General features: G+C 70.2%; 20 protein-coding genes. 10 read left to right on the forward strand and 10 right to left on the reverse strand.

Translation table 11 applies throughout. The annotated features are described in order from the left end of the window. The first annotated feature begins 184 nt into the window (after positions 1–184). Genes ACFY1H_RS03610 through ACFY1H_RS03620 form a run of 3 tightly spaced genes read left to right on the forward strand, consistent with a single transcriptional unit; the run spans position 185 to position 4,100 of the window. Positions 185–1,384: an MFS transporter gene (locus tag ACFY1H_RS03610; RefSeq protein WP_386944330.1), complete on the forward strand. Its 1,200-nt coding sequence runs from the start codon at positions 185–187 to the stop codon at positions 1,382–1,384. Beyond that, on the forward strand, positions 1,381–2,877 hold the full coding sequence (locus tag ACFY1H_RS03615) for an aldehyde dehydrogenase family protein (RefSeq protein ID WP_386944332.1): 1,497 nt from the start codon (positions 1,381–1,383) through the stop codon (positions 2,875–2,877). Before ACFY1H_RS03610 ends, ACFY1H_RS03615 begins: the two co-directional genes overlap by 4 nt. A 59-nt stretch (positions 2,878–2,936) precedes the next feature. Next, entirely contained in the window at positions 2,937–4,100 is a 1,164-nt protein-coding gene (locus tag ACFY1H_RS03620; RefSeq protein ID WP_386944333.1) for an alpha-hydroxy-acid oxidizing protein, read from the forward strand. 654 nt (positions 4,101–4,754) lie between these two features. On the opposite strand, the gene ACFY1H_RS03625 is transcribed toward ACFY1H_RS03620, so the two are convergent. Then, on the reverse strand, positions 4,755–6,341 hold the full coding sequence (locus ACFY1H_RS03625; RefSeq protein ID WP_386944334.1) for a GMC family oxidoreductase: 1,587 nt from the start codon (positions 6,339–6,341) through the stop codon (positions 4,755–4,757). 218 nt (positions 6,342–6,559) lie between these two features. Between ACFY1H_RS03625 and purS the strand changes: the two genes are divergently transcribed. Further along, the gene (gene purS, locus ACFY1H_RS03630; protein WP_204092648.1) at positions 6,560–6,799 is read left to right on the forward strand and encodes a phosphoribosylformylglycinamidine synthase subunit PurS; all 240 of its coding nucleotides are present in this window, start codon (positions 6,560–6,562) and stop codon (positions 6,797–6,799) included. Next, positions 6,796–7,473 (forward strand): phosphoribosylformylglycinamidine synthase subunit PurQ, encoded by a 678-nt coding sequence (gene purQ / locus ACFY1H_RS03635; RefSeq protein ID WP_386944336.1) that lies wholly within the window; start codon positions 6,796–6,798, stop codon positions 7,471–7,473. Before purS ends, purQ begins: the two co-directional genes overlap by 4 nt. Before the next feature lie 10 nt (positions 7,474–7,483). Here the strand turns inward: purQ and ACFY1H_RS03640 are convergent, their stop codons facing one another. Both ACFY1H_RS03640 and ACFY1H_RS03645 read right to left on the reverse strand, forming a co-directional pair. Further along, positions 7,484–8,266: a TIGR02452 family protein gene (locus tag ACFY1H_RS03640; protein WP_386944338.1), complete on the reverse strand. Its 783-nt coding sequence runs from the start codon at positions 8,264–8,266 to the stop codon at positions 7,484–7,486. Positions 8,267–8,972: 706 nt separating this feature from the next. Then, complete coding sequence (locus ACFY1H_RS03645; RefSeq protein ID WP_366580440.1) at positions 8,973–9,578, reverse strand: TetR/AcrR family transcriptional regulator; 606 nt, start codon at positions 9,576–9,578, stop codon at positions 8,973–8,975. Positions 9,579–9,661: 83 nt separating this feature from the next. On the opposite strand from ACFY1H_RS03645, the gene ACFY1H_RS03650 reads away from it, so the two are divergent. Next, a complete protein-coding gene (locus tag ACFY1H_RS03650) occupies positions 9,662–10,957 on the forward strand; it encodes a serine hydrolase domain-containing protein (protein ID WP_386944340.1) in 1,296 nt (431 codons plus the stop codon). Positions 10,958–10,967: 10 nt separating this feature from the next. Here ACFY1H_RS03650 and ACFY1H_RS03655 read toward each other — a convergent pair whose 3' ends face one another. Then, positions 10,968–12,707, reverse strand: coding sequence for an ABC transporter ATP-binding protein (locus ACFY1H_RS03655; RefSeq protein ID WP_386944342.1), 1,740 nt, complete (start codon positions 12,705–12,707; stop codon positions 10,968–10,970). Further along, on the reverse strand, positions 12,704–14,332 hold the full coding sequence (locus ACFY1H_RS03660; RefSeq protein WP_386944344.1) for an ABC transporter ATP-binding protein: 1,629 nt from the start codon (positions 14,330–14,332) through the stop codon (positions 12,704–12,706). Before ACFY1H_RS03660 ends, ACFY1H_RS03655 begins: the two co-directional genes overlap by 4 nt. A gap of 108 nt (positions 14,333–14,440) precedes the next feature. Between ACFY1H_RS03660 and purL the strand changes: the two genes are divergently transcribed. Together purL and ACFY1H_RS03670 are read left to right on the forward strand one after the other, a co-directional pair. Beyond that, positions 14,441–16,747: a phosphoribosylformylglycinamidine synthase subunit PurL gene (gene purL, locus ACFY1H_RS03665; protein ID WP_386944346.1), complete on the forward strand. Its 2,307-nt coding sequence runs from the start codon at positions 14,441–14,443 to the stop codon at positions 16,745–16,747. A gap of 111 nt (positions 16,748–16,858) precedes the next feature. Then, positions 16,859–17,431, forward strand: coding sequence for a TetR/AcrR family transcriptional regulator (locus ACFY1H_RS03670; protein WP_386944348.1), 573 nt, complete (start codon positions 16,859–16,861; stop codon positions 17,429–17,431). Here ACFY1H_RS03670 and ACFY1H_RS03675 read toward each other — a convergent pair. From ACFY1H_RS03675 to ACFY1H_RS03695, 5 genes are all read right to left on the reverse strand, one after another. Continuing rightward, positions 17,412–18,485 carry a pentapeptide repeat-containing protein gene (locus ACFY1H_RS03675; protein WP_386944350.1) on the reverse strand — a complete coding sequence of 358 codons (1,074 nt, stop codon included), beginning with the start codon at positions 18,483–18,485 and terminating at the stop codon, positions 17,412–17,414. The two genes, ACFY1H_RS03670 and ACFY1H_RS03675, sit on opposite strands and share 20 nt — an antisense overlap. Before the next feature lie 3 nt (positions 18,486–18,488). Beyond that, on the reverse strand, positions 18,489–19,364 hold the full coding sequence (locus ACFY1H_RS03680; RefSeq protein WP_386944352.1) for a hypothetical protein: 876 nt from the start codon (positions 19,362–19,364) through the stop codon (positions 18,489–18,491). 195 nt (positions 19,365–19,559) lie between these two features. Further along, complete coding sequence (locus ACFY1H_RS03685; protein ID WP_386944354.1) at positions 19,560–20,456, reverse strand: lysozyme; 897 nt, start codon at positions 20,454–20,456, stop codon at positions 19,560–19,562. A gap of 172 nt (positions 20,457–20,628) precedes the next feature. Continuing rightward, positions 20,629–21,444, reverse strand: a complete 816-nt coding sequence (locus tag ACFY1H_RS03690) for a lysozyme (protein ID WP_366580456.1) — start codon at positions 21,442–21,444, stop codon at positions 20,629–20,631. A 212-nt stretch (positions 21,445–21,656) separates the two neighbouring features. Beyond that, complete coding sequence (locus ACFY1H_RS03695; RefSeq protein ID WP_364065009.1) at positions 21,657–22,334, reverse strand: type VII secretion system-associated protein; 678 nt, start codon at positions 22,332–22,334, stop codon at positions 21,657–21,659. Between the two features lie 58 nt (positions 22,335–22,392). Here ACFY1H_RS03695 and ACFY1H_RS03700 point away from each other — a divergent pair, with 58 nt between their 5' ends. Both ACFY1H_RS03700 and ACFY1H_RS03705 read left to right on the forward strand, forming a co-directional pair. Then, positions 22,393–22,773 carry a sterol carrier family protein gene (locus ACFY1H_RS03700; RefSeq protein WP_366580458.1) on the forward strand — a complete coding sequence of 127 codons (381 nt, stop codon included), beginning with the start codon at positions 22,393–22,395 and terminating at the stop codon, positions 22,771–22,773. Between the two features lie 186 nt (positions 22,774–22,959). Continuing rightward, the gene (locus tag ACFY1H_RS03705; protein ID WP_326567041.1) at positions 22,960–23,838 is read left to right on the forward strand and encodes a helix-turn-helix transcriptional regulator; all 879 of its coding nucleotides are present in this window, start codon (positions 22,960–22,962) and stop codon (positions 23,836–23,838) included. Positions 23,839–24,369 lie beyond the last annotated feature (531 nt).

The raw sequence follows: 24,369 nt of genomic DNA on the forward strand, positions 1-24,369 counted from the left end.
GAGGGGGGCGTCCCCAGACCCATTCTACCGGGCGGCGACGACTCAAACGGACAAAAGCCCCAGGTAAGCCATCAGTTGTCCACAACTCGCCACACCCTGTGGATAAGTCCAGAGGCAAGCCGGAACATTCGGTCGCAGGCGAATCAATTCCGGCGAGGCCGCTCGCCACGCGAGGCTCGGAAGCATGTTCACCACCACGTACTGGCGCTGGTCAGCAGGGGTCCAGTTCGCGCGGTTACCCGCCGGGATGGCCCCGCTCGCGTTCACCACATTGGCCGCCGCCATGACGGGGTCGTACCGGCTCGGCGGTGTGTTGATGGCCGTCTACGTGGTGGCCGAGATGGCAGGGGCGGTGCCCGTCGGGAGGTTGCTCGATCGAGTCGGGACGGCGCGCGGCCTCAAAACGCTGCTCGGCGCGGTCGCATTGGGGCTGGCCGCGCTGGCGCTCGCGGCACAGGCCGGAACCAGCGAAGCAGCGTTGATCGCACTCGTCGTCGTTCCCGGACTGGCAGGTGGCGGGGTCGCGGGTGGGTTCAGGGCGTTGCTGGCAGCGATCGTCGACGAACGCCAGCTGACCAGGGCCGTCGCCGTCGACGCGATGATTCTCGACGGCGTGCTGGTCGCCGGACCACTACTCGTGGCTGGGGCGAGCGTGACCGGTCCCTTCGTGCCGTTGTTCGCGATGGCCGTCGCAGCGGCCGCCGCCGCGAGTCTGGTGCCGAAGCGGGTCGCCAAGCCAAGGACCACAAAACGAACCAAAGTCCCCCTCAAAGCCTGCCTGCCCTGGCTCGGGTGTCAGTTCACCGTGGGGCTGTTGCTGTCGACGATCGAAGTCGCGCCGCTTCCCCTGGTCGAGCGGCTGGGCGCACCAGCGGCGGCAGCGCCCGGAGTCGTCGCCCTGCTGTGCGGTGCGAGCATCGCCGGCAGCGCGATCTACGCGTGGCGCGGCCGCGACCTGGGGCCGAGGCTGTTCCTCGCCGGATTCGTGGTCGGCGGCACGCTCGTCGCGGCCAACCTCGGCTGGGCGGGCCTCGTCGCCGGAGTCGTGCTCATCGGCGGCGCGACCGGACCGCTCGTGACGATCGCTTCCGTCAACATGCAGCGCGTGCTGCCGGAGAGCCGCAGGTCGGAAGGGTTCTCGGTGTCGTTCACGGTGCAGTCGTGCGGGTTCGGGCTCGGGTCGCTGGCCGTGGGGGTGCTGCCGCTGTGGCTGGCGCCGCTGCTGGGCGTCACGGCGGCGCTCTCGATCGGGTGGTTCGGACGACCCTTTCCCCAGGCCGCCCGCCGATGCGATGCTGACGGGAGCGTCGGGCGACTATTGGCACTGCGTCAGCAACCTCGTAGCCTGGACCACAACGCCGAAGAGCAGGGGAGACGCCGATGACCGCCGTCCAGCCGAAGCCGACCTCGGTCGGTGAGACCTTCGATTCGCTCAGCCCGGCGACCGACGAGGTCGTGGGCACGTACCCGGTGCACACCGCGGAAGACGTGCGCGCGGCCGTCGAGCGGGCGCGCGTGGCGGCGGAGTGGTGGGACGGGCTGGGCTTCGCGGGGCGCGCAGACCGGCTGCGGCAGTGGAAGGGCGTGATCACGCGCCGCCTGCCGCAGCTGTGCCAGGTGGTGCGCGACGAGACGGGCAAGCCGATCGCCGACGCCCAGCTCGAGTCCGTGCTCGCCATCGAGCACATCGCGTGGGCCGCGAAGCACGCGCGCAAGTACCTCGGCCGGCAGCGTCGGAGCGCCGGCCTGCTCATGTCGAACCAAGCGGCGACGGTGGAGTACCGGCCGCTCGGCGTCGTCGGCGTGATCGGCCCGTGGAACTACCCCGTGTACACGCCGCTCGGCTCGGTCACCTACGCGCTGGCCGCAGGCAACGCCGTGGTCTTCAAGCCCAGCGAGTACACGCCGGGCGTCGGCAAGTGGCTGGTCGACGCGTTCAACGAGGTCGTGCCGGAGCAGCCCGTGCTGCAGCTGATCACCGGCTTCGGCGAGACCGGCGGCGCGCTCGTGACGTCGGGTGTGGACAAGATCGCCTTCACCGGCTCCACGGCCACCGGCAAGAAGATCATGGCCGCGGCGGCCAACACGCTCACCCCGGTCGTGATCGAGGCCGGTGGGAAGGACCCCGTGCTCGTGGACGCCGACGCCAACCTCGACGCCGCCGCCGACGCCACCGTCTGGGGCGCCTTCTCCAACTCCGGCCAGACCTGCATCGGCGTCGAGCGGGTGTACGTCCACGAGCGCGTGCACGACGAGTTCGTCGCCAAGGTTGTGGAAAAGTCGCAGAACGTGCGCGCCGGCTCCGACGAGGACGCCCAGTACGGCCCCGTCACCATGCCCTCGCAGCTGGCCGTGATCCGCCGCCACATCGCCGACGCCCTCGAGCGCGGCGGCCGCGCGGTGCTCGGGGGTGTGGACAGCGTCGGCGATCGTTATGCCCAACCCACCATTCTCGTCGACGTGCCGGAAGACTCCGAAGCCGTGCGCGAGGAGACGTTCGGCCCGACGGTCACCATCGCCAAGGTCCGCGACATGGACGAGGCTGTGGACAAAGCCAACGCCACCACCTACGGCCTCGGCTCCACGGTGTTCTCCAAGTCCCGCGGCGTCGAGCTCGCCGCGCGGCTGCGTACGGGCATGACCTCGATCAACGCGCCCCTTTCGTTCGCCGGCATCGCGTCGCTGCCCTTCGGCGGCGTCGGCGACTCGGGCTTCGGCCGCATCCACGGGCCCGAGGGGCTGCGCGAGTTCGCCCGGACCAAGGCCGTCGCGCGGCAGCGCTTCACCGCGCCGATCACCCTGACTTCCTTCAGCCGCAAGGAATCCACCGACGCGCTGGTCGCCAAGCTCATCACGGTCATGCACGGCAAGCGCTAGGGTCTGGACCGCACCCCGAACGCCGGGGTGCGGTCCTCCCGAGCCCAGAAAGAGCCCGCATGACGCGTTACGGCGATTTCCAGAACGAGATCTACTTCGCCGGGCTCACCGGCCGCGTCCCGACCATGCCGATGGTCTACGCCGACCTCGAAGCCCGTGCCGCGCAGGCACTTCCCCCGTCAGTGCTGTCCTATGTGGCCGGTGGCGCCGGCGACGAGGCGACCCAGCGCGGCAACGCCGACGCGTTCGCGCGCTGGGGCCTGATGCCGCGGATGTTCGTCGGGGCCAAGGACCGCGACCTGTCGGTGGATCTGTTCGGGCTGAAGCTGGCGTCGCCGCTGTTCATGGCGCCGGTGGGCGTCGTCGGCATCTGCACGCAGGACGGCCACGGCGACCTCGCCACCGCCCGGGCCGCCGCGCGCACGGGTGTGCCGATGGTCGCGTCGACGCTCTCGGCCGACCCGTTGGACCAGGTCGCGGGCGAGTTCGGGGAGACGCCGGGGTTCTTCCAGCTCTACACGCCGACCGACCGCGAGCTGGCCGCGTCGTTGGTGCAGCGCGCGGAGGCGGCGGGGTTCAAGGGGATCGTGGTCACGCTCGACACGTGGGTCACCGGGTGGCGGCCGCGCGACCTGAGCACGTCGAACTTCCCGCAGCTGCGCGGCCATTGTCTCGCCAACTACTTCACCGACCCCGTCTTCCGGCGGCTGCTCGGCAAGTCGCCCGAGGAAGACCCGATGGCGGCCGTCGGCCTGTGGGCTCAGCTCTTCGGCAACCCGCTGACCTGGGACGACCTGCCGTGGCTGCGCTCGCTGACGTCGCTGCCCCTGATCGTGAAGGGCATCCAGCACCCGGACGACGCGCGCCGCGCCACCGACGGCGGCGTCGACGGCATCTACTGCTCCAACCACGGCGGCCGCCAGGCCAACGGCGGACTCCCGGCCCTTGACTGCCTCGCCGACGTCGTTGACGCCTCCGGCGACACCCCTGTGCTGTTCGACTCGGGCGTCCGCTCGGGCGCCGACATCGTCAAGGCCCTGGCATTGGGCGCACGGGCGGTGGGCGTCGGCCGGCCCTACGTCTGGGGCCTCGCCCTCGGCGGCGTGGACGGCGCCGTCCACGTCCTCCGCAGCCTCCTCGCCGAAGCCGACCTGATCATGGCGGTGGACGGCTACCCAACCCTGGCGGACCTCACGCGCGACAGCCTGAGGAAGGTTGGTTAGGCCGGACCTAAGTCGGGTCCGACCTGGCTGTGGACAACTGGCTGGGTCCGACCTAAGTGGGGACAACTGCTTGGGCCGGACCCAGCTAGGACAGCCGCTTGGTCCGAGCACGCTGGGACAAGCACCTGGGTCGAACCCAACTATCGGCGAATGGCAGCTGTGGACAGTCCCTTAGGACCGACCCAGCTGTGGATAGCTGCCTGGGTCTAATCCAGCTGGTCGGGGCACGGTTGGGTCGGGCCTATCTGCGGGCAACTGACGAGGTTCGACCCAACTGGGGGTCGACCGCCCCGGCCGGACCTGACTGGGGACACTTGTCTGGGTCCGACCCAATTGCGCGCAGCGGGGACGCCTGCCAAGGTCCGGCTCGGTTGGGACAACGTCCTGGGCCCGGTCTGGCTTGGGGCAAGCGCGTAGGTCGGTCTCGGTTGCGCGCAACGAGGCACCTGGCTAGGTTCGACCCCGCCGGGGACGACTGACCGGCCCGGACCCGGCTGGGGATAACTGCCTGGGTCCACCCAACTCCGCGTATCTGGGGACGCCTTCCAAGGCCGGGCTCGGGTTGGGGCAACCGGCTGGGCCGGACCTGGTTGGGGACAACTCCCTAGGTCCGACCCAACTCCGCGCAACTGTGGACAACCCCCTAGGCCCGACCTAAACCGACCGGCCCCGGATCAAATCCGCCGCCTTTTCCGCCACCATGATCGTCGGGGCGTTCGTGTTGCCACGCGGGACCACCGGCATGACCGAGGCGTCGACGACGCGCAGGCCCTCCACCCCGCGCACCTTCAGCGAAGGATCGACCACCGCGCGCTCGTCCGAGCCCATCGCGCACGTGCCCACCGGGTGGTACAGCGTCTGGGTGTTCTCGCGGATGTGGTCGGTGAGGGCGTCGTCCGAGAGGTCGTGAGTCGTGGGCAGGAACGGCCTGTCCAGGAACCGCGCGAGCGGCCCCGAGTTGCCGATGTCGATCAGCGACCGCAGGGCCGACTTCATGGTGTCCAGGTCGATCGGCTCCGTGTAGTACGCCGGATCGATTTCCGGCTTCCACAAGGGATTCGCCGACTTCAGCCGCAGCCGGCCGCGGCTGGCGACGTCCACCAACGTCGCCGCCGAGGTGAAGCCGGGGACGGTGGGCTCGCGGAGACCGTTGTCGTAGAACAACGTCGGCGCGACGTGGATCTGCATGTCCGGAGCGGCGAGCCCATCACGCGTTGGGAAGAACGCGCCCGCCTCGCCGATGTTCGACGCCAGCGGCCCGCGCCGCGTCAGCTGCCAGCGGACGAGGCCGGCCGGGGTGGCCGCGTCGACGAGGTCGGTGGTGCCCTTGGTCGACCAGATGATCCCGGCCGCCGGGTGATCGTGCAGGTTCTCGCCGACGCCCGCCAGCCCGGCGACGACGTCGATGCCCAGCTCACGCAGGTGCTCCGCCGGCCCGACGCCGGACAGCATCAGCAGCTGCGGCGAGTTCACCGCGCCCCCCGAAAGCAGCACCTCGGCCGAAGCGCGCGCCGTGACCTCGACGCCCCTGTGCAGGTAGGTCACGCCCACCGCGCGCGTGCCCTCGAACACCACGCGCGTGGCCTGCGCGTGGGTGTGGACAGTCAGGTTCGGCCGCGTCAACGCCGGCCGCAGGTACGCGTCGGCTGTGGACCAGCGCCGACCGCGTTTGCAGGTAACCTGGTAGACGCCGGCGCCTTCCTGGGTCTCGCCGTTGAAGTCGTCGGTGCGCTTCAAACCCCAGGCCACGGCGCTGTCGACCCACGCGCTGGACAGCTCGTGGGTGAAGCGGCGGTCCTCGACGTGCAGCGGGCCGTCGGTGCCGTGCAGCGGTCCGCCGAGGCGCTGGTTGCCTTCGGCGCGCTTGAAGTACGGCAGCACGTCGTCCCAGCCCCAGCCGGTGGCGCCGTGGGAATCGCGCCAGCCGTCGTAGTCGGCGCGGTTGCCGCGGATGTAGATCATCGCGTTGATCGACGAACAGCCGCCGAGCATCTTGCCGCGCGGCCAGTAGGCGGACTTGCCCGTGTGCTTCTGCTCGACGGTCTCGTAGTTCCAGTCCCACCGCGTCTTGAACAGCGACGCGAACGCGGCCGGGATGTGGATCTCGTCGGCGGTGTCCTCGCCGCCGGCCTCGAGCAGCAGCACCTGAGCGGCGGGGTCCTCGCTCAGCCGGGCCGCCAGCACGCAGCCCGCGCTGCCCGCGCCGACGATGACGTAGTCGAACGAGTCCTGACCGGCCACGATGCCTCCAGCTGCTCATGTTGGCGTGCTGTCAACGACTCATCATGGCCCAGCACGCGGGCCGGGGAAAGGCCCCGCGAGCAGCATCCTCTCCCCGCGTGGCGCGGGCCAGTTGTGACCTGCGCTTCTGTGCGCGGCACCGGACGGGCGCCGGGCGCCGCGGGTCAAGTACGCTCGCCTCGTACCCCACGACCTGCGTGAATAAGGAGCAGCCTGCCGTGGCCCGAGTCGTCGTCGACGTCATGCCGAAACCCGAGATCCTCGACCCGCAGGGCCAGGCGGTGGCCCGTGCGCTGCCGCGGCTGGGGTTCACCGGCGTCACGGAAGTGCGCCAGGGCAAGCACTTCGAGCTCGAGGTCGACGACACCGTCGACGACGAGACGCTCGCCAAGATCGCCGAGGGCTTCCTCGCGAACCCCGTGATCGAGCAGTGGACCATCCGCCGGGTGGACGCGTGAGCGCGCGCATCGGTGTCATCACCTTCCCCGGCACGCTCGACGACGGCGACGCCGCCCGCGCGGTCCGCTACGCCGACGCCGAGGCCGTGCCCCTGTGGCACGCCGACGCCGACCTGCGCGGCGTCGACGGCGTGGTCGTCCCCGGCGGCTTCTCGTACGGCGACTACCTCCGCGCCGGCGTGATCGCCCGCTTCGCGCCGGTGATGGACTCGGTCATCGACGCCGCCCGCAAGGGCATGCCGGTCCTCGGCATCTGCAACGGCTTCCAGATCCTCTGCGAAGCCGGCCTGCTGCCCGGCGCGATGATCCGCAACGTCGGCCTGCACTTCGTGTGCCGCGACCAGTGGCTGCGCGTCGAGAACAACGACACGGCCTGGACCAGCCGCTACGACAAGGGCGCGGAAATCCTCATCCCGGTCAAGAACAACGACGGCTGCTACATGGCCGACCAGTCCACTTTGGACATGCTGGAAGCCGAGGGCCGCGTCGCGTTCCGCTACGTGGACGGCAACCCCAACGGCTCCCGCAACGACATCGCCGGCGTCCGCAGCGAAAATGGCCGCATCGTCGGCCTCATGCCCCACCCGGAACACGCGATCGACGCGCTGACCGGTCCGTCCGACGACGGCCTCGGCATTTTCCTGAGCGCGGTCGACGCGTTCGCGAAGGCCTGATCCACCGGATTCACCGGCCGAACGTGCGGGCGAACGCGGCATAGACCGGTTCGCCCGCACGCCGGTCCAGCACGGCGAACGTGACGTGCTCGAAGTGCGGCCGGGCGTCCAGAGCCTTCCGGAACGCGCCGGCCACCACGGCCGGATCGTTCTCGAACACTCCGCACCCCCACGCCCCCAGCACGAGCCTCCGGTGCCCGCGACTCGCGGCGATCTCCACGACGCGCTCGGCCCGCCGCTCCAGCACGGCCGGCACGGAGGCCTCGTGCTCCGGCTGGTTGCGCTTGATCGCGCCCAGATTCGGTGCGGCCGCGGTCAGGAACGACACGGACGTCGCCTCGGGCAACAGGGCCCCGTGGTCGTCACGGAACACCGGCACCCCCGGCGAGTGGATGACGCGGTCGCTGTAGCGGAGGTCGGTGTTCGCGCGGTGGTACTCGTAGAACTCGCGCGCTTCCAGCAGGCACGCGTACAGCGCCGAGCTGCGGGCGATCGCCTCTTCCTGCGCCTGAGCCCCGTTGAGGAAACCGCCGCCGGGATTGCGCGCGGACGCGAACACGAGGCACGCGACATCCCCACCGAGCCGCCTTGCCGCGGCGATGCTGGATTCGTTGGTGACCTCGATGCTCGGCGCCTCTTTCTTGACGGGCTCCGGCAGCTTGTCGTCGGGCAGATACAGCCAGGTGCCTTTGCGCGCGTTCTCTACTAGGTCCCTGATGACAACTCCGCCGTACGCCCCGCGCTCGACGATCTCGACCGTCTCGGTGGCGATGTTCCTCAATCTGCTACTCACACCGGCAATGGTGTCGCGCACGGGCGTTGGCGCACAACGGAAATAGCGGCCCGAGGTGTGGACAGCTCTGCAGGCTCCGGCTTCAGTGGAGTTCTTTTCGGCGCTGGTAAGGGGGATGGGCTGGGACGCTCCTAGGAGGGGCACATCGAGAACCAATTCGACCGGATCTGCGACATCGCCACCCTGCCGCTGTGCCGTGGCGACGCTGGATTCATTGGTCGGCTCGATCTGCTTGACTGAGGCGATTTCCTTTGTGTCCCAACGCCCGCGCAGGACTCGCGCACGTGTGTTCAGGCAGTTATCTCCACAGTTGTCCACAACTTGGCCGCGTTGTGGACAACTCTGTGGTTGGAAGCCTCGACGGCGTTCTCCGTCGGTGCTGGTCGATAGAATGGACATGGGCACGCCCCCCTAGGGAGGGCGGGTGCACCCTGCTGGTGTTCTCGTCGCCGCCAGTTCAGGCGGCCTGCGTGGTTGCCTTGGCCTCGACTCGCCGGCGTTTCGCCGTCCGATGGTTGGAATCCGACCCGCCGCGTCGTTTCCCGCGTCCAGCGGCGCACACGGCAGGCAGTGCGCTGGGCGACAAGACGCATGCCGCGGCGAAACGACGCTCGATCCCGAGCCCCGAAACCCATCAACAATCCCGAACCAACCCAGGATCGGCAACAACCCCCGGAAACCACCGGAAGAGAGCCATTGCAGCCGGTCAGCTTGGCTGCGTGGCTGGGAGGTTGACCAGTGCCGCCGTCGAGAAGTCGGCTGCGAGGCGGGCGGCGGAGGTCAGGTCGAGGTTGTGGTCGATGGCGTGGCGGGCGGAGGTGGTGGCGACGCCCACGAGGATGTTGGCGAGCTGGCGTTCGTCGGTGCGTGGGGGGAGGTCGCGGGCGGCGCGGTAGGCGCGGATGCGGCGGGTGACCTGTTCGTCGATGTCGGCGAGGAGGTGTTCGCGCACCGCGATGGTGTCGCTGGTGATGTCGACGCCGAAGAGGAGGCGGAAGCCGTCGGGGTCGGTGGCGGCGTAGGCGAACAAGGCCTGCGTGTCGGCGGCGACCTGGGTGCGGAGGCTGAGGCCGTCGTTGCGTTCGTACTCGGCGAACAGGCGCGCGCGGCAGGTGGCCGCCTCGCGGTCGAGCAGGCGGCGGTAGAGGGAGTCCTTGTCGCCGAAGTGGGCGTACAGCGTGGGTTTCGTCGAACCGCTGCGGTCGGCGATCGCGTTCATGGTGGTGGCGCGGAAGCCGCACTCGACGAAGACCGTCCTGGCGGCATCGAGCAGCTCGTCGTCGGTGGGGCGGGCGCGAGTGGAGCGGTTCATCCGGCGAGCATATCCGCTCGACTTTACCCGGCGGTAAAGCTGCGCTAGCTTTACCGCCAGGTCAAGCACGAAGGAGCGCCGGTATGCGTCGACGCCTGGTCACGTCAATCACCGCGGCACTGCTGCTGGCGGCGGCTCTGGTCGCCCCGGGCGCGGCGACCGCCGCGGCGCGCAAGGGCTGCGCGCTCCCTGCTGCGGGCACCGCGTTCGCGACGGCCTCGCCCGCCGAGGAGGCGATGGACCCGGCCGCCGTCGACGCCGCGGTCGCCTACGCGCAGACCCACCTGCGCGCGTCCGTCCAGATCTTCCGCGACGACTGCCGGATCGGCCGCGGCCTGCTCGACCCGGTCACCGACCAGGTGCCGATGGAGATCTTCAGCGCCACGAAGTCGGTCGTCTCGATCCTCACCGGCATCGCCTACGACCAGCACCGGATCGGGCTCGACGACCCGATCGGCAAGTACCTGCCCGCGGGCATGGGCGACGCCGCCCACCGCGCCATCACGATCCGCAACCTGCTCACCCAGACCTCCGGGCTGGACGAGTCGATCCTGGCCGAGCTGGCGTCCGTCGGCCTCGACCCCGACGTCGCCCAGGAAGCAATGGCCCAGCCGCTCACCCACGAGCCCGGCACGCACTTCGAGTACAGCCAGCGCACGCCCGACCTGCTCTCCGCGGTGCTGCAGCGCGCCGTCGGCGAGGACCTGCAGACCTTTGCGCAGCGGGAACTGTTCGACCCGCTCGGCATTCCGCGGGGCAGCTACCTCTGGTTGCGCGACCACGCCGGAAACAGCTACGGCTACGCCAACCTGTTCATCCCGCCGGCGCAGTTCGCGAAGCTCGGGCTGCTGATGCAGCACGACGGCAGCTGGCGCGGGCAGCGCATCCTCTCCAGCGACTACATCACCCAGGCCAGGGCGAACACCCCCACCAACCCGTGTTACGGATTCCTGTTCTGGCACAACGGCGGCAGCTCCTGCACCTCAGCCAACTTCCCCCACGCGCAGACGGTCGCGGGCCCGATGGTCGGCAGCGCGCCCGACGACATGTTCGCCATGGTCGGCGCGTTGCAGCAGAACAACTTCATGATCCCGAGCCTCGGCATCACGGTCACCTGGACCGGCGTGCTCGGCGACACGGCACCGAACCTCGCCGGCCTGCTCAGCTCGTCGCCGTCCGGCTCGGACCTGTACTACAACTTCTTCCGCATCCTGCTGCGCGGCGTTCAGGACACGCCCGTGCCCGACCCCGGGCCGTTCCGCACGCCGCCGCTGGACCTCGACGTGAACCCGGTCAACTACCTGGACCCGGCCGTGCTGCTGCGTGACCTGGCGCCCAACGCCCACTGCAACCTGCTGATCTGCCGGCAGCCGAGCTGATCAGCCCACGCTACGTCGCCGCGGCCACCAGCCGCGCGTACGGGCCGTCGGCCGCCAGCAGTTCCGAGTGCGAGCCCAGCTCCGTGATCCGGCCGCCCTCGACCACGGCGACGCGGTCGGCCGCGGCGGCCGTGTGGAGGCGGTGGGCGATGGCGATCACCGTGCGGCCTTCCAGCACGGCGTTCAGCGAACGCTCCAGGTCCCGCGCGGAACCCGTGTCCAGCAACGAAGTCGCCTCGTCCAGCACCAGCGTGTGCGGATCCGCCAACACGACCCGCGCCAACGCCAGCTGCTGGGCCAACGCCGCCGGAACCGCGTACGCACCGGAGCCCAGCCGCGTGTCCAAACCCTCCGGCAGGGAGGCGAACCACTCCGCCGCACCCGCCGACGTCAAGGCGGCCAGTAGCTCGGCGTCCGTCCAGTCCCCGCCACCACGGCGAGCCGGCAGCGACAGGTTTTCCCGCAGCGACCCCGAGAACGTGTGGTGTTCCTGCGTCAGCAGCAGCACCTCACCGCGCAGCAGATCCTCCGCCAGCGACGAAACCTCCGTGCCACCCACGCGAATCGAGCCCGACGTCGGCGCCGAGATGCCCGCGAGCAACCGGCCCAGCGTCGACTTGCCGGCCCCCGACGGTCCGACGATCGCCAAGCGCTCGCCCCGCGGCACCGACAGGTCGATCCCGTGCAGCACCTCGCGATCGGCCGTGTAGCCGAAGCGGACGTCGCGCACCTCGATGTCGCGCCCGGCCGGCACGGTGGTCACCTCGGACCGCGGCGGAGCCGGTTGGACACCCAGGATCCGGCGCGCCGCGGCGAGCGCCACCTGCAGGTCCTCCATCCAGAACAGCGCCTCGTTCAACGGCGCCGTCATGGCCTGCGCGTAGGCCAGCATCGTGGTGATCGTGCCGAGTTGCGCCCAGCCCTGCGAGTACGCGAAGAACCCGAGGCCCAGCAACGCGGCGATCGGCAGCACGTAGCTGATCTCCAGCGACGGCAGCCACCGCAGCTGCAGCGCACGCATGCGGCGTTCGCCGAGCACGGCTTCGTCCAGGGCGTCCCGGCCCAACCGGATGCGGCGGTCGGTGAGGCTCAGGGCCTCCGTGGTCCGCGCGCCCTCCACGGTCTCGTGCGTGGCCGACTGCAGGTCGCCCCAGCGGTCGAGCATCCAGGCCATCAGCTTGGGGATCCGGCGCTGGTACCAGATGTTCACGGGCACCAGCAGCGGCAGCGCCACGAGCAGCGCCAGCGCCAGCAGGGGCGACGTGACGATCATCGCCACGGTCGTCAGTAGCACCGTCACCACGGCGATCAGGATCTCCGGCGCCGCGAAACGCACGGCGTGGTCGAGGCGGCTGATGTCGCTCGTCGCGCGGCTGAGCAGGTCGCCGGTGCCGGCGGCCTCGACCGTGCCGAGCGGCAGGCTCAGCGAGTTGGCCACGAACCGCTCGCGCGTCTGCGCCAGCACGCGCTCGCCGAACATGCGGCCACGCAGGCGTGCGGCCTTCTTCGCCCAGGCCTGCAGCACCAGCGCCACCACGAAACCCACTGCCAGCAAGTCGACGCGCACCGTGCTGCCGCCGTCGACGACGCCCTGCACGAGCAGGCCGAGCAGCTGCGGCCCGGCCAGCCCGATCAGCGTGGCCAGGCAGAACAGCCCGAGCATCACCGAGAACTCACGCCGATGCTCGGCGGCCGTGCGCGCCGCCCAGCGCCGCACGTCGCGACCCGACGCGAGGGGGAGCCGTTTCACACCGTCACCGCTTTTCCGCTCACGACCTCGTCCGCCACATGGGTCCACAGTGGACTCTGGCTGAACACCACGGTCGTCTTCCCGCGCCGCAGGTCCGCGACGCGCTGGGTGATCCTGGCCTCCGTGTGCGCGTCGACGGCCGAGGTCGGCTCGTCGAGCAGCAGCACGTCGGCGTCCGTCGCGAGCGCCCGCGCCAGGCTCAGCCGCTGGCGCTGGCCGCCCGACACCTCGCGCCCGCGTTCGCCGATCAGCTCGGCGACACCGCGGGGCAGCGCCTCGATGATGTCGTCGGCGTCGGCCGCGTACAGGGCCGCGTCCACGCTCACGTCACCGGGCAGCGCAGACGTCAGCTGCTCGCGCAGCACCCCCGAGAACCACAGGTCCTGGTTGTGCGCGTACACCACCCGAGAACGCAGCTCCGCCAGCGCGACCTGGTCCACGGGCACACCGCCGGCCAGTACGGGCTCGGTCGCGTCCGTGAACCGCGCCAGCCGGTCGGCCAGCGCCTCGGCGTCGGCCCCGAGGTCGACAACGGTGAGCTTGCCCGCCGCCAGGCGGATGCCGGTCTCGGTGTCCACCAGGTCCAGCGGCCCGGCGGGCAGCGGCACCGGTGCCGCCGGCTCGGTCAGCCGGGGCCGCAGCGACAGCAGGGCGCAGATCTTGCGTGCCGACACGAGCCCGGAGCTGACCGCGCTCACGGCCTCGGTCGCCGTGTCCACCGGCACCACGAGGAACGCCGAGACCCCGTAGAACGCCACCAGCTCGCCCACGCCGATCGTGCCGTCCAGCGCGAGCCGCGCGCCCAGCCACGTGATCGCCACGGTGACCAGGCCGGGCAACACGATCGCCGCCGCGGCCAGCCACGCCTCCGCGCGCCCGACCTCGACACCCGAGCGGCGCACCAGCTGGCTCGCGTCGTGGAACCGCTTCAGGAACCGCCGCTCGCCCCCGACCCCGCGCAGGATCCGCAGGCCGGACACGATGTCGGCGCCCAGCGCGTTGACATCGCTGAGGTTCTCGCGCTGCACCGTCTTGCGCTTCTGCAACGGCTTCAGCAACGGCCCGATCCCGAGCACCGCCAGCGGCACCCCGACCAGCGCGACCACACCCAGCAGCGGCGACGAGCCCAGCATCGCGATGCCGATCACGACGAAGGCGACGATCGAACCCACGGTCCGGCCGATCACCTCGTAGGTGTTGCCGATCCAGTTGATGTCCGACGACGTCACCGCCACGACGTTGCCGGTCGTCGTCGCTTCGCGCAGGGTCGCGCCCAGGCGCGTGGTGTGCGTGGTGACCAGGCGCTGTGTGGTGCCCGCGCCGTGGAGCCACATGCCGTACGACGTGAAGTGCAGCCACGTGCCGAACCCCGCCTGGAACACGCCCAGCCCGGCCGCCACCAGCGCCCAGCGCCAGATCGCGCCGGTGTCGCCCGCCGCGATCGCGTCGATGCCGCGGCCGATCACCAGCGGCAGCAGCGCGCTGGGCAGCGACCAGCAGGCGCCCGTGAACGCGGCCGTCACCACCAGCCACGGGCGCGAACGCAGCACCGCGAGCAGGTAGCGGCCGGCCGTCGGCCGGGCGGGCAGCCGAGGCGAGGCGAAGGGATATGTGGCGGAGAGCACGATTGTCGACGGTAAGCCGGTTCACAGCGTTGGCGCGACTGATTTATCCCGCAGCGAACGTGCTGGCCACCTGAGGGTGTGACCTGCCCGACACGTAGTCTTAAGGGTGTGGCGAACCCTGACACGGACACCGTGACCAGCACCGTTGACACCACCGCGCGGGCCGCGGAGACCCCCGAGACCAAGCAGCCCTACGTCGAACTCGGTCTCGCCGAGGACGAGTACGCCCGGATCCGCGAGATCCTCGGCCGCCGGCCCACCGACGCCGAGCTCGCGATGTACTCCGTCATGTGGAGCGAGCACTGCTCGTACAAGTCCTCGAAGAAGCACCTGCGCTACTTCGGCGAGACGGCCACCGACGAGATGAAGGCCAAGATGCTCGCCGGCATCGGCGAGAACGCCGGCGTGGTCGACATCGGCGACGGCTGGGCGGTCACCTTCAAGGTCGAAAGCCACAACCACCCGTCCTATGTGGAGCCTTACCAGGGCGCGGCGACGGGCGTCGGCGGCATCGTCCGCGACATCATGGCCATGGGCGCGCGTCCGCTCGCGGTGGCCGACGCGCTGCGCTTCGGCCCGGCCGACGCCCCCGACACCAAGCGCGTGCTGCCCGGCGTGGTCGCCGGCGTCGGCGGCTACGGCAACTGCCTCGGCCTGCCGAACATCGGCGGCGAGCTGGTGTTCGACCCGTCCTACAGCGGCAACCCGCTGGTCAACGCGCTGTGCGTGGGCGCCATGCGCGTCGAGGATCTGCACCTCGCGTTCGCCTCGGGCACCGGCAACAAGATCATCCTGTTCGGCGCGCGTACCGGCCTCGACGGCATCGGCGGCGTGTCTGTGCTGGCGAGCGACACGTTCTCCGGCGACGAGACCGCGGCCGGTCGCCGCAAGCTGCCGAGCGTGCAGGTCGGCGACCCGTTCACCGAGAAGGTGCTCATCGAGTGCTGCCTCGACCTGTTCAAGGAGAAGCTCGTCGTCGGTATCCAGGACCTCGGCGGCGCCGGGCTGTCCTGCGCGACGTCGGAGCTCGCGGCCGCGGGCGACGGCGGCATGCACGTCTACCTCGACCGCGTCCCGCTGCGGGCCACCGGCATGACGCCGGCCGAGGTGCTCTCGAGCGAGTCGCAGGAGCGCATGTGCGCGGTCGTGGCGCCCGAGAACGTCGAAGCGTTCATGGCCGTGTGCGCCAAGTGGGACGTGATCGCCACTGACATCGGCGAGGTCACCGACGGCGACAACCTCGTGATCACGTGGAATGACGAGGTCGTGGTTGACGTCCCGGCCCACACCGTCGCGCACCAGGGCCCGGTCTACGACCGCCCGATCCAGCGCCCGGCGAGCCAGGACACGCTGATCGCCGACACCTCGGCGAACCTCAAGCGCCCGTCGACGCCGGAAGAACTGCGGGCCGACCTGCTCAAGCTCATCTCGTCGCCCAACCAGGCGTCGAAGGAATGGGTCACGGCGCAGTACGACCGCTACGTCCGCGGCAACTCCGTGCTCGCCCAGCCGTCGGACTCCGGCATGATCCGGATCGACGAAAAGAGCGGCCGCGGCGTGTCGGTCTCCACCGACTGCAACGCGAAGTTCGTCTACCTCGACCCGTACCGCGGCGCGCAGCTCGCGCTGGCCGAGGCGTACCGCAACGTGGCCACGGGCGGCGCGACGCCGGTCGCGGTGTCCGACTGCCTGAACTTCGGCGCCCCGACCGACCCGGCCGTGATGTGGCAGTTCGAGCAGGCCGTGCACGGGCTGGCCGACGCGTGCGTCGAGCTGGGCATCCCGGTGACCGGCGGCAACGTGAGCTTCTTCAACCAGACCGGCGACACGGCGATCCTGCCGACGCCCGTGATCGCCGTGCTCGGCGTGATCGACGACGTCACCCGCCGCATCCCCACGGGCATCGGCGCGGAGGCCGGTGAGACGCTGCTGCTGCTCGGCGACACCCACGACGAGCTCGACGGCTCCGCCTGGGCCCGCGAGCTCCACGGCCACCTCGGCGGCGTGCCCCCGCGCGTCGACCTGGCTCGCGAGAAGCTCCTGGGCGAGGTCCTCGTCGCCGGCTCGCGCGACGGCATGATCTCCGCCGCCCACGACCTCGCCGACGGTGGTCTCGCGCAGGCCCTCGTCGAGACTGTCCTTATCGGACAGTGCGGCGCGCGGGTGTTCCTCGACCGCGACCAGGACCCGTTCGTGCAGCTGTTCTCCGAGTCCTCGGGCCGCGTGCTCGTGGCGGTGCCGCGCACGGAGGAGCTGCGGTTCACGGAGATGTGCACCGCGCGCGGGCTGCCGTGGCGCAAGACCGGTGTCGTCGACCCGGACTCGGGCACGCTCGAGCTGCAGGGCATCACGGAGTTCTCGCTCGACGAGCTGCGCGAGACCTGGGAGAAGACGCTGCCGGCGTTGTTCGACTGACGTTCTCCATCGCAGAGGGCCGCTTCCCGGACACCGGGGAGCGGCCCTTTTGCGCTGGCCGCGTCCCGCGTGTCAGTGACTGACAGATGTGTCTCGACTAGACTCGGGCGCATGGTCGGCGAAGGGTTGCGCGAGGTCACGCGCAGGGCGGTCACCGCGGAGATCGCCGCGAAGGCGATGGACCTGTTCACCGAGCAGGGCTTCGAGGGCACGACCGTCGACCAGATCGCGGCCGCCGTGGGGGTGTCGACGCGCACCGTGTTCCGGTACTTCGCCGGTAAGGAGGACATGGTCGTCGGCAACCTGATGGAGCTCGGGCACGAGCTGGCCGCGGCTCTCGAAGCCCGGCCCGCCGACGAGGCGCCGTGGGCGGCGTTGCGCGCGGCGCTGCAGGTGTGCGTGGAGTCGCTGGAAGCCGTGGGGCTGCCTCGCGCGACGATGCTGGCCGAGACGCCCGCGTTGCGCACGGCGTTGCTGCGCAAGCACTTGCAGTGGCAGGAGGTGCTGGTGCCGGTGCTCGCCAAGCGGCTGGGTGGCGACGAGTTCGCCGCGCACGCGCTGAGCTCGGCCGCACTGTCCTGTTTGGATGTCGCGGGCTACGAGTGGACGCGCGTGGCGGGCAAGAAGCCGTTGGGGGATCTGCTGGACGCGGCGATCGCGGCCGTCAGGCCGCCGGCACGGTGACCCGCGCGACTCCGTCGTCGAGTGGTTCGAGCAGCCAGCCGTCGGGGATCTGGTTGTCCTTTGTGGACGTCACCTTCGTGTTGTAGAGCGACAGGTGCTCGGGCACGCGCGCGAAGCGCAGGTCGGCGTGGCCGCCGAAGGACGCGCGGCGCAGGTCGAGTGAGTCGTCGAACGCTGCGTCGGTGAAGAGCGCGTCCTTGGCGAACACGGCGTCCTTGAACGCGGTGCGCCCGGCGAACGTCGTCTCCGTGAAGTCGGCGTTCTCGGCGAACACCGTGCCGCTGAACCACGCGTAGTCGAGGAACTTCGCGCCGCGGCAGCGGAAGTTGCCGATCAGCCGGCCGTTGCCCGTGCCGGCGGCGGTGAAGTACGCGCGGTCCGTGATCAGGCAGCCGCTGAGGTTCGTGCTGCTGTGCAACGACGCGTAGCGCAGCAGCAGGCGGCCGATCTTGCGGCGGGACAGGTCGAGGTACTCCAGCACCGCGCCGGTGAGGTCGAGGTCGTAGCTCGGTGCGTCCACATCGGACGCCCATGGCAGCAGCTCGGCGACGAGCCGCTGCGCGGTGAGGCGGACCTGCAGCTCCCGCTCGGCGTCGGGGTCGTCCGTGCGCTCGGAGGTGCCGTACCGCGCGTGCTCGAACGGCCGCCGCAGATAAGCGCACAGCACGTCGAGCACGGTCTGCGTGTAGGTCGGCCGGCTGCGCGCCAGGCCCGCCAACGCGTGCAGCGCACCGACGCGGACCTGGTCGGCCTCGTGCCCGAGCAGCTCCACCGACTTGGCGAAGCGCTCGTCCGACACGCGCTCACGGTCCTGTTCGGCCCGGCGCATCTCCAGGTCGTGGCGCTGCCGCTCGATCTCCTGGCGCGCCTCCTCGACGCGGCGGCGCCGGTCGTTGAGCCACAGCGCGTAGAGCGCGACGACCGCGCCGCCGGCCAGACCGCCGGTCTTCAGGGCATCGCTGCGGCTGGTGGCGGGGTCGGCGAGCAGCCAGCCCCCGACCCCGCACAGCAGCAGCACGGACGCGACGAACGTCCAGAGCAGTGGGGACCGCACCGATCAGAAGGCGATGACGAAGAAGAACCCGATGCACCAGTTGCCGCCGACGCTGGTGGCGATCACCGAGCCGTTGGCGTCCTTTCCGGACAGGTCGCCGTCGAGGGTGGCCGTGATGGTCGCGGTGCCGTCGTAACCCTCGACCTTGAGCGCCGGGGTCCCGGCGGTGGCTTCGTCGATGCTGTCCTTGGAGAAGGCCTCGCTGCCCTGGCACGTCATCGCGGTGGCGCCGGCGCCGTCCTTGGCGTTGATCTTCGCCATGAACGCGTCGATGGCCTGCTTGCCCTCGACGGGCGAGCTGCCGCCACCGCCGGTGCCCGGGATGTCGGTCTCGTCGGTGGGCAGACCCGGCTCCGACGGTTCGCCGGTGGGCAGCTGCGGCCGCGACGACTGCGCGGGCGGCGGCACGGGGTTCTGCGTTTGCGCCGTGGACCCCGAGTCCTTGCTCAGGAAAAAGCCGGGCGCGACGAAGCCGGTGATGCCCAGCGCCACCACGACCACCACGGCCACGGCGATGCCGATCCACAGCCCGGTCTTGTTGTTCTTCGGCGGCTGGGGGCCACCGCCGTACCCGCCGCCGTAGGGCTGGTTCGGGTCCCAGCCCTGCTGCGGGTACTGCTGGGTTCCGGGGTATTGCTGCTGGTAGGGCTGGCCGTACTGCTGCTGCCCGGGGTACTGCTGCTGTGTGTTCGGGTCCCAGCCCTGTTGCTGGCCGCCCTGCTGCGCGTTGGGGTCCCACCCGGGCTGCTGGCCCGGCTGCTGCTGCGCGTTCGGATCCCACCCCGGCTGCTGGGGAACCCCGCCCGTGCCGGGCTGCTGCCAGCCCTGGCCGTAGGGGTCCGGCTGGCCGCCCTGCCCTGGCTGCGGTGGGTAGGTCATCTCCGGTTCCGCCCTTCCTGGTGCACCGTTTCGCGCCGTGGTCTGACGACCGGCGAGCGCCGGCGGTTCCTCCCCACGTGAGGTGCATTCTGCAAGGTCGGGAGCGACTGCACAAAAGACGTGACGAGAACGAAGCTCCCGGCCGCCCCCGCAGGTCGGGGTGGCCGGGAGCCTCAGCTGTCGGTCACACGGGGATCAGCCGTTGGCCAGCGCCTGGACCCGGTCGAGGGCACCGTTGAAGGTGTCCTGGTCGAGCGGGCTCGAGGTGTACTGCCAGACGGTGTAGTAGCCCCAGCCGCTCGGCAGAGCGCCGGCCGACGACGCGTACCGCGCGACCCAGAGCGGCACCGTGGACGAGAAGTTCTGCGACGTGCCCACGCACTGGTTCCACCAGCTCGCCGAGGTGTAGATGACGGGCCAGCGGCCGGTCTTGGCGTGGTAGGTGTCGTGGAAGTCGCGGATCCACGCGCCCATCGCGGCCTGGCTCAGGCCGTAACAGGTGGCGCCGTAGGGGTTGTACTCCATGTCGAGCGCACCCGGCAGGGTCTTGCCGTCCTTGGACCACCCGCCGCCGTGGGCGACGAAGTAGTTCGCCTGCGCCGCGCCGCTCGAGGTGTTCGGGGTGGCGAAGTGGTACGCACCACGGATGAAGCCCTGGTTGTACGAACCGTTGTACTGCTGGGCGAAATAGGGGTTGGTATAGCTCGTGCTTTCCGTCGCCTTGGTCCAGACGAACCGTTTGCCCTGGTTCCACCAGCTCGCCCAGTCGACGTTGCCCTGGTAGCTGGCGACGTCCATGCCCGGCACGGTGGCCAGGACCTGGTTCGGGATGGCGGCCGCGGGCTGCGGCTCCTGGGCGGCGGTCTTCGACGCCGGCGTGGAGGAGTCACCCTCCACACGGCGAATCTGCGACCCCAGTTCGTGGTTGTGCTTCTGGATGTCGTCGTTGATCGCGTTGATCGCGCTCGCCGACTGGTCCGGGTTGTACGGAGCTGCCATCGCCGGAACCGCGGAGCCGAGCAGGAGCGCCACGGTGGGGATGGCCAGGACGGAAAGCAGGGTTGCTCGCCGTCCTCTTCGGGAAGTGGACATCGTTGAATCCCTTCACAGATACCCTCGCTGAGGGCGGCTATTGCAGGTAGCCGCCCGGGTGAGATTCTTGATGACGCTCTGCGGTTTGTCATCAAGTTCCGTGAATTCAGAGGGTCGCGTGGGTGATTTTCATCGGGTCATGAGCATCAATTCGTGAGGTCGTAACGAATGTTCACCCGATTGCCAGATTGCGGAGGGTTGCGAGGGGACCGTTGAGCCAGTTCTGGTCTCCCGGCAGTGAACCCTTGTCCGCGAACTGCCAGATCGCCTGGCTGTGCCAGCCGGCCGGCAGCTCCCCGATCTGTGTGTTGTAGCGCGCGAGCCACAGTGGATTCGCGCCGAGCGCCGCGCTGTTGCCGGTGCAGCGTTTCCACCAGCTCGTGGACGTGTAGATCGTGGGCAGACGCCCGGTTCGTGCGCGGTAGGTGTCCGAGAAGGACTTGATCCACGCGACCATGCCGGCGGGGTCCTTGCCGTAACAGGTCTCGCCGTAGGGGTTGTACTCCGCGTCGAGCGCGCCCGGCAGCGTTTTGCCGTCCGCGGACCAGCCGCCGCCGTGGGCGAGGAAGTAATTGGCCTGCGTCGCGCCGTCGGACACGTCGGGACGTGCGAAGTGGTACGAACCACGGATGATCCCGGCTTGGTACGAACCGTTGTACTGCTGGGCGAACTGCGGGTTGACGAACCCCGTGCCCTCGGTGGCCTTCACGTAGACGAACTTCGCGCCGGTCTTCGCGGCGGCGGTCCAGTCCACCGCGCCCTGGTGTCCGCTCACGTCGTGACCGAGCACCTGGTCGCTCGCGGTGTACTGGACGTTCGGCGCGCCGGCGACGCCCTCGTACTTCTCGATCTGCGAGCCGGCGTAGTGGTCGTCGGCGCCTTCGTAACTCGGTGCGGCAGTGGCCGGGGTGCACAGCGCGAGCCCGGAAACGACCGCGGCGCCCCAAACGATGGCGCTCCAGCGCAGCAGCGGATTACGACGCTTCACCCTGGACCCCCCACCGGACGCCTGTAGTCCTTCGAGCGCACACGATGCCCGCAAGCCGCCGTTCCGGCGAATCGGTGATCACCTGATGGAGTGAGTGCGGCAGGTCGGGGTGGGGTTGGATCCGTGCGGGCGGCGGGTTGCCGGTACGAAAAGGCCCGCTGTCCGGAGTGGACAGCGGGCCTTTTCGAAAAGCCGTCAGTTGAAAAAGAAGGTCAGCGCCGTTCTTCGGCGAGCGCCTTCAGCAGGTGCTCGGCCGGCACGACGGCGGTGATCACGTCGTGCGGGTTGATGGCCACGGGGTGCCCGGCGAGCAGGCCGACGATGTCGCGTCCCAGCACGGCGCGCGCGTGCGGCCACTCGCGCGGCACGAGCGACTTGGCAGTGTAGGCGGGGACCATGACGCGGCCGTCGGTGTTGTGGAAGCCGATGACCGTGCGCTGCACGGGGGACATGGCGTAGACGAACAGCGTCGAGTCGAGGATGACCTTCGGCAGGTCCTCGGCCGGGCGGTGCTCGGTGCGCACGAGCTGCAGCAGCCGCTCGAGCTCCGTGCCGGGCTCGGGGTAGCCGAGCGCCTTCGGCGAGGGCCGGTAGCGGTCGTTGGGGTGGAAGTCCTCGACGACGTCGCCCGAGGCGTTCACCGGGTACGCGCCCACGACGGCCCACGACGGTACCGGGCCGCCCGGGTCGAAGGCCTCGTCGATGACGTAGAGCCAGCTGTTGGGGTTGGCGCGCGCGTTGGCCCGCATCTCGGGGGTGATCTCGGGTTTGCCCTGCGGTCCGCGCCGGCCGTGCCGCCCGGCGGTGGCGGGCTTGCCCGCCGGTTTGCCGCGGCGCCCCGCGGGGGTGGTCGGGGAAACCATCCGATCTGCCTCGTCCCGCTGCGCCATCGCCGTCCCTCGGTGCCGGGTGCTGAATGTTCGTCCGACGTCACTCTACTGTTGGGCCATGGCCTCTTCGCGTTCGGTCGATCCCGCTGAGTTACGGGCGGCGGTGCTGGCCGTTTCGAGCTGGTTGCGAGGTGACGGGCCGGAACCGGCGCGGCCCGAGCTGGCCGCCGCGGTGCGGCTGAGCCTCAAGGCGCTCGCCGCCGACGCGCCCGGGCGCAGCGTCGAAGTGCGCGTGCCGCCGTTCGCCGCCGTGCAGTGCGTCGAGGGTCCCCGCCACACCCGGGGTACGCCACCGAACGTGATCGAAACCGACCCCCGCACGTGGCTCGAACTGGCGACGGGGCTTCTCGATTGGTCCAGTGCCCTCGACGCTGCGCGCGTGACGGCGTCGGGCTCGCGGGCCGACCTTTCACACTGGCTGCCCGTGGTCCGGCTATGACCGCCTGGGGACTTGACCGGTGAATACTCACCTGACTGTGTCGTTCGGTGCCGACTCTCCGTAGAATCGGGATGACAAACCCGACGCGTGCCGAGCCGTGCTATACGGGTTGGCTCTGTACGTGTACTTTGGGTAGTCGGGCTGGAATCCCCCAGGTAAACGAGCGGCGTACGGAAGGTCCCGGTCATGAACGCGGTGAACGCGTCCGGTGGCGAGCAGAGTCTCGGCCCGACTGCGCGCCGGATGATCCTCGGCTCGCAGCTGCGCAAGCTGCGTGAGGAAGCCGGGATCACGCGTCAGCAAGCGGGCTACAACATCCGCGGTTCCGAGTCCAAGATCTCCCGCCTCGAGCTCGGCCGCGTCGGTTTCAAGGAACGCGACGTCGCCGACCTGCTCACCATGTACGGCGTCGCCGACGACGAAGAGCGCCGCGCCTTCCTCGACATGGTCAAGCAGTCGAACGAGGCCGGCTGGTGGCGCAAGTTCGGCGACACCGTGCCCGGCTGGTTCACCGACCTCGTCGGCCTGGAAGAAGCCGCGTCGCGCATCCAGATCTGGGAACCGCTGTTCGTCTCCGGCCTGCTGCAGATCGAGCCCTACGCCCGCGCGATCTTCAGCCACGGCCGCCCCGAGATGGCCGACGAGAAGGTCGACCAGCTCGTGGCCCTGCGCATGCGCCGCCAGAAGATGCTGGCCCGCCCCGACGCGCCCCGCATCTGGGCGGTGCTCGACGAGTCGGTGCTGTACCGGCCGATCGGCGGGCCGAAGGTGTTCAAGCAGCAGCTGGAGTACCTGCTCGAGGTGACCACGCTGCCCCACGTGTCGGTGCAGATCCTGCCGTACTGCCGCAGCGGCCTGTCGGCCGAGCACGGCTTCGCGCTCCTGCGCTTCGCCGAATCGGAACTGCCGAACATCGCCTACGTCGAATACCTCACGGGCGCCCACTACCTCGACAAGCGCGACGAGATCGAAAAGTACGGCCGCGCCCTCGACCTGCTGGCCGTCGACGCCGAGACCCCGGAACGCAGCCGCGCCCGCCTGGCGAAGCGGCGCGCGGAGATCTGAGTCGCGCTGAGTTCGTGGCCGGTCTGAGCTGCTGAGGGGTGCTTGGCCGGCCGTCAGTCGCGTTGGCGTCGTGCCCGAGCGCTCGGTTGTGGCTGCCATGGTCGGCTCTGGCAAGTCCTGCTGCCTCGCGCGCTGACCTTTAGCTTCTCGCGCGCGAACCCTCACTGCTCGCGCGCGAGAGTTCGACCAACACCAAGCCGAGGAGTACCAAGCCGAGGAGTACCAAGCCGAGGAGCGCCAAGCCGAGGAGCGCCGCCCGCCCGTGCGGCGGGTGAGCGAGCCGCCTCAGCGCGGTTGGCCAGCCCAGTCCAGCTGCCCGCGCCAGCGCCAGCGCCAAGAGACCGTGGGCTCCCGCGCGTCCGACCAAAGCCATGCCCGGCGGCGAGAGCCGACGACCTCCGCGAGCCGCTCCGGTGTGGTTGGCTTCCCCAGCCCAGCCCAGCCCAGCCCAGCCCAGCCCAGCCCAGCCCAGCCCAGCCCAGCCCAGCCCAGCCCAGCCCAGCCCAGCCCAGCCCAGCCCAGCCCAGCCGT

This window comes from Amycolatopsis sp. NPDC001319 (genome assembly GCF_042896185.1).
In the GTDB taxonomy this organism is placed as follows: domain Bacteria; phylum Actinomycetota; class Actinomycetes; order Mycobacteriales; family Pseudonocardiaceae; genus Amycolatopsis.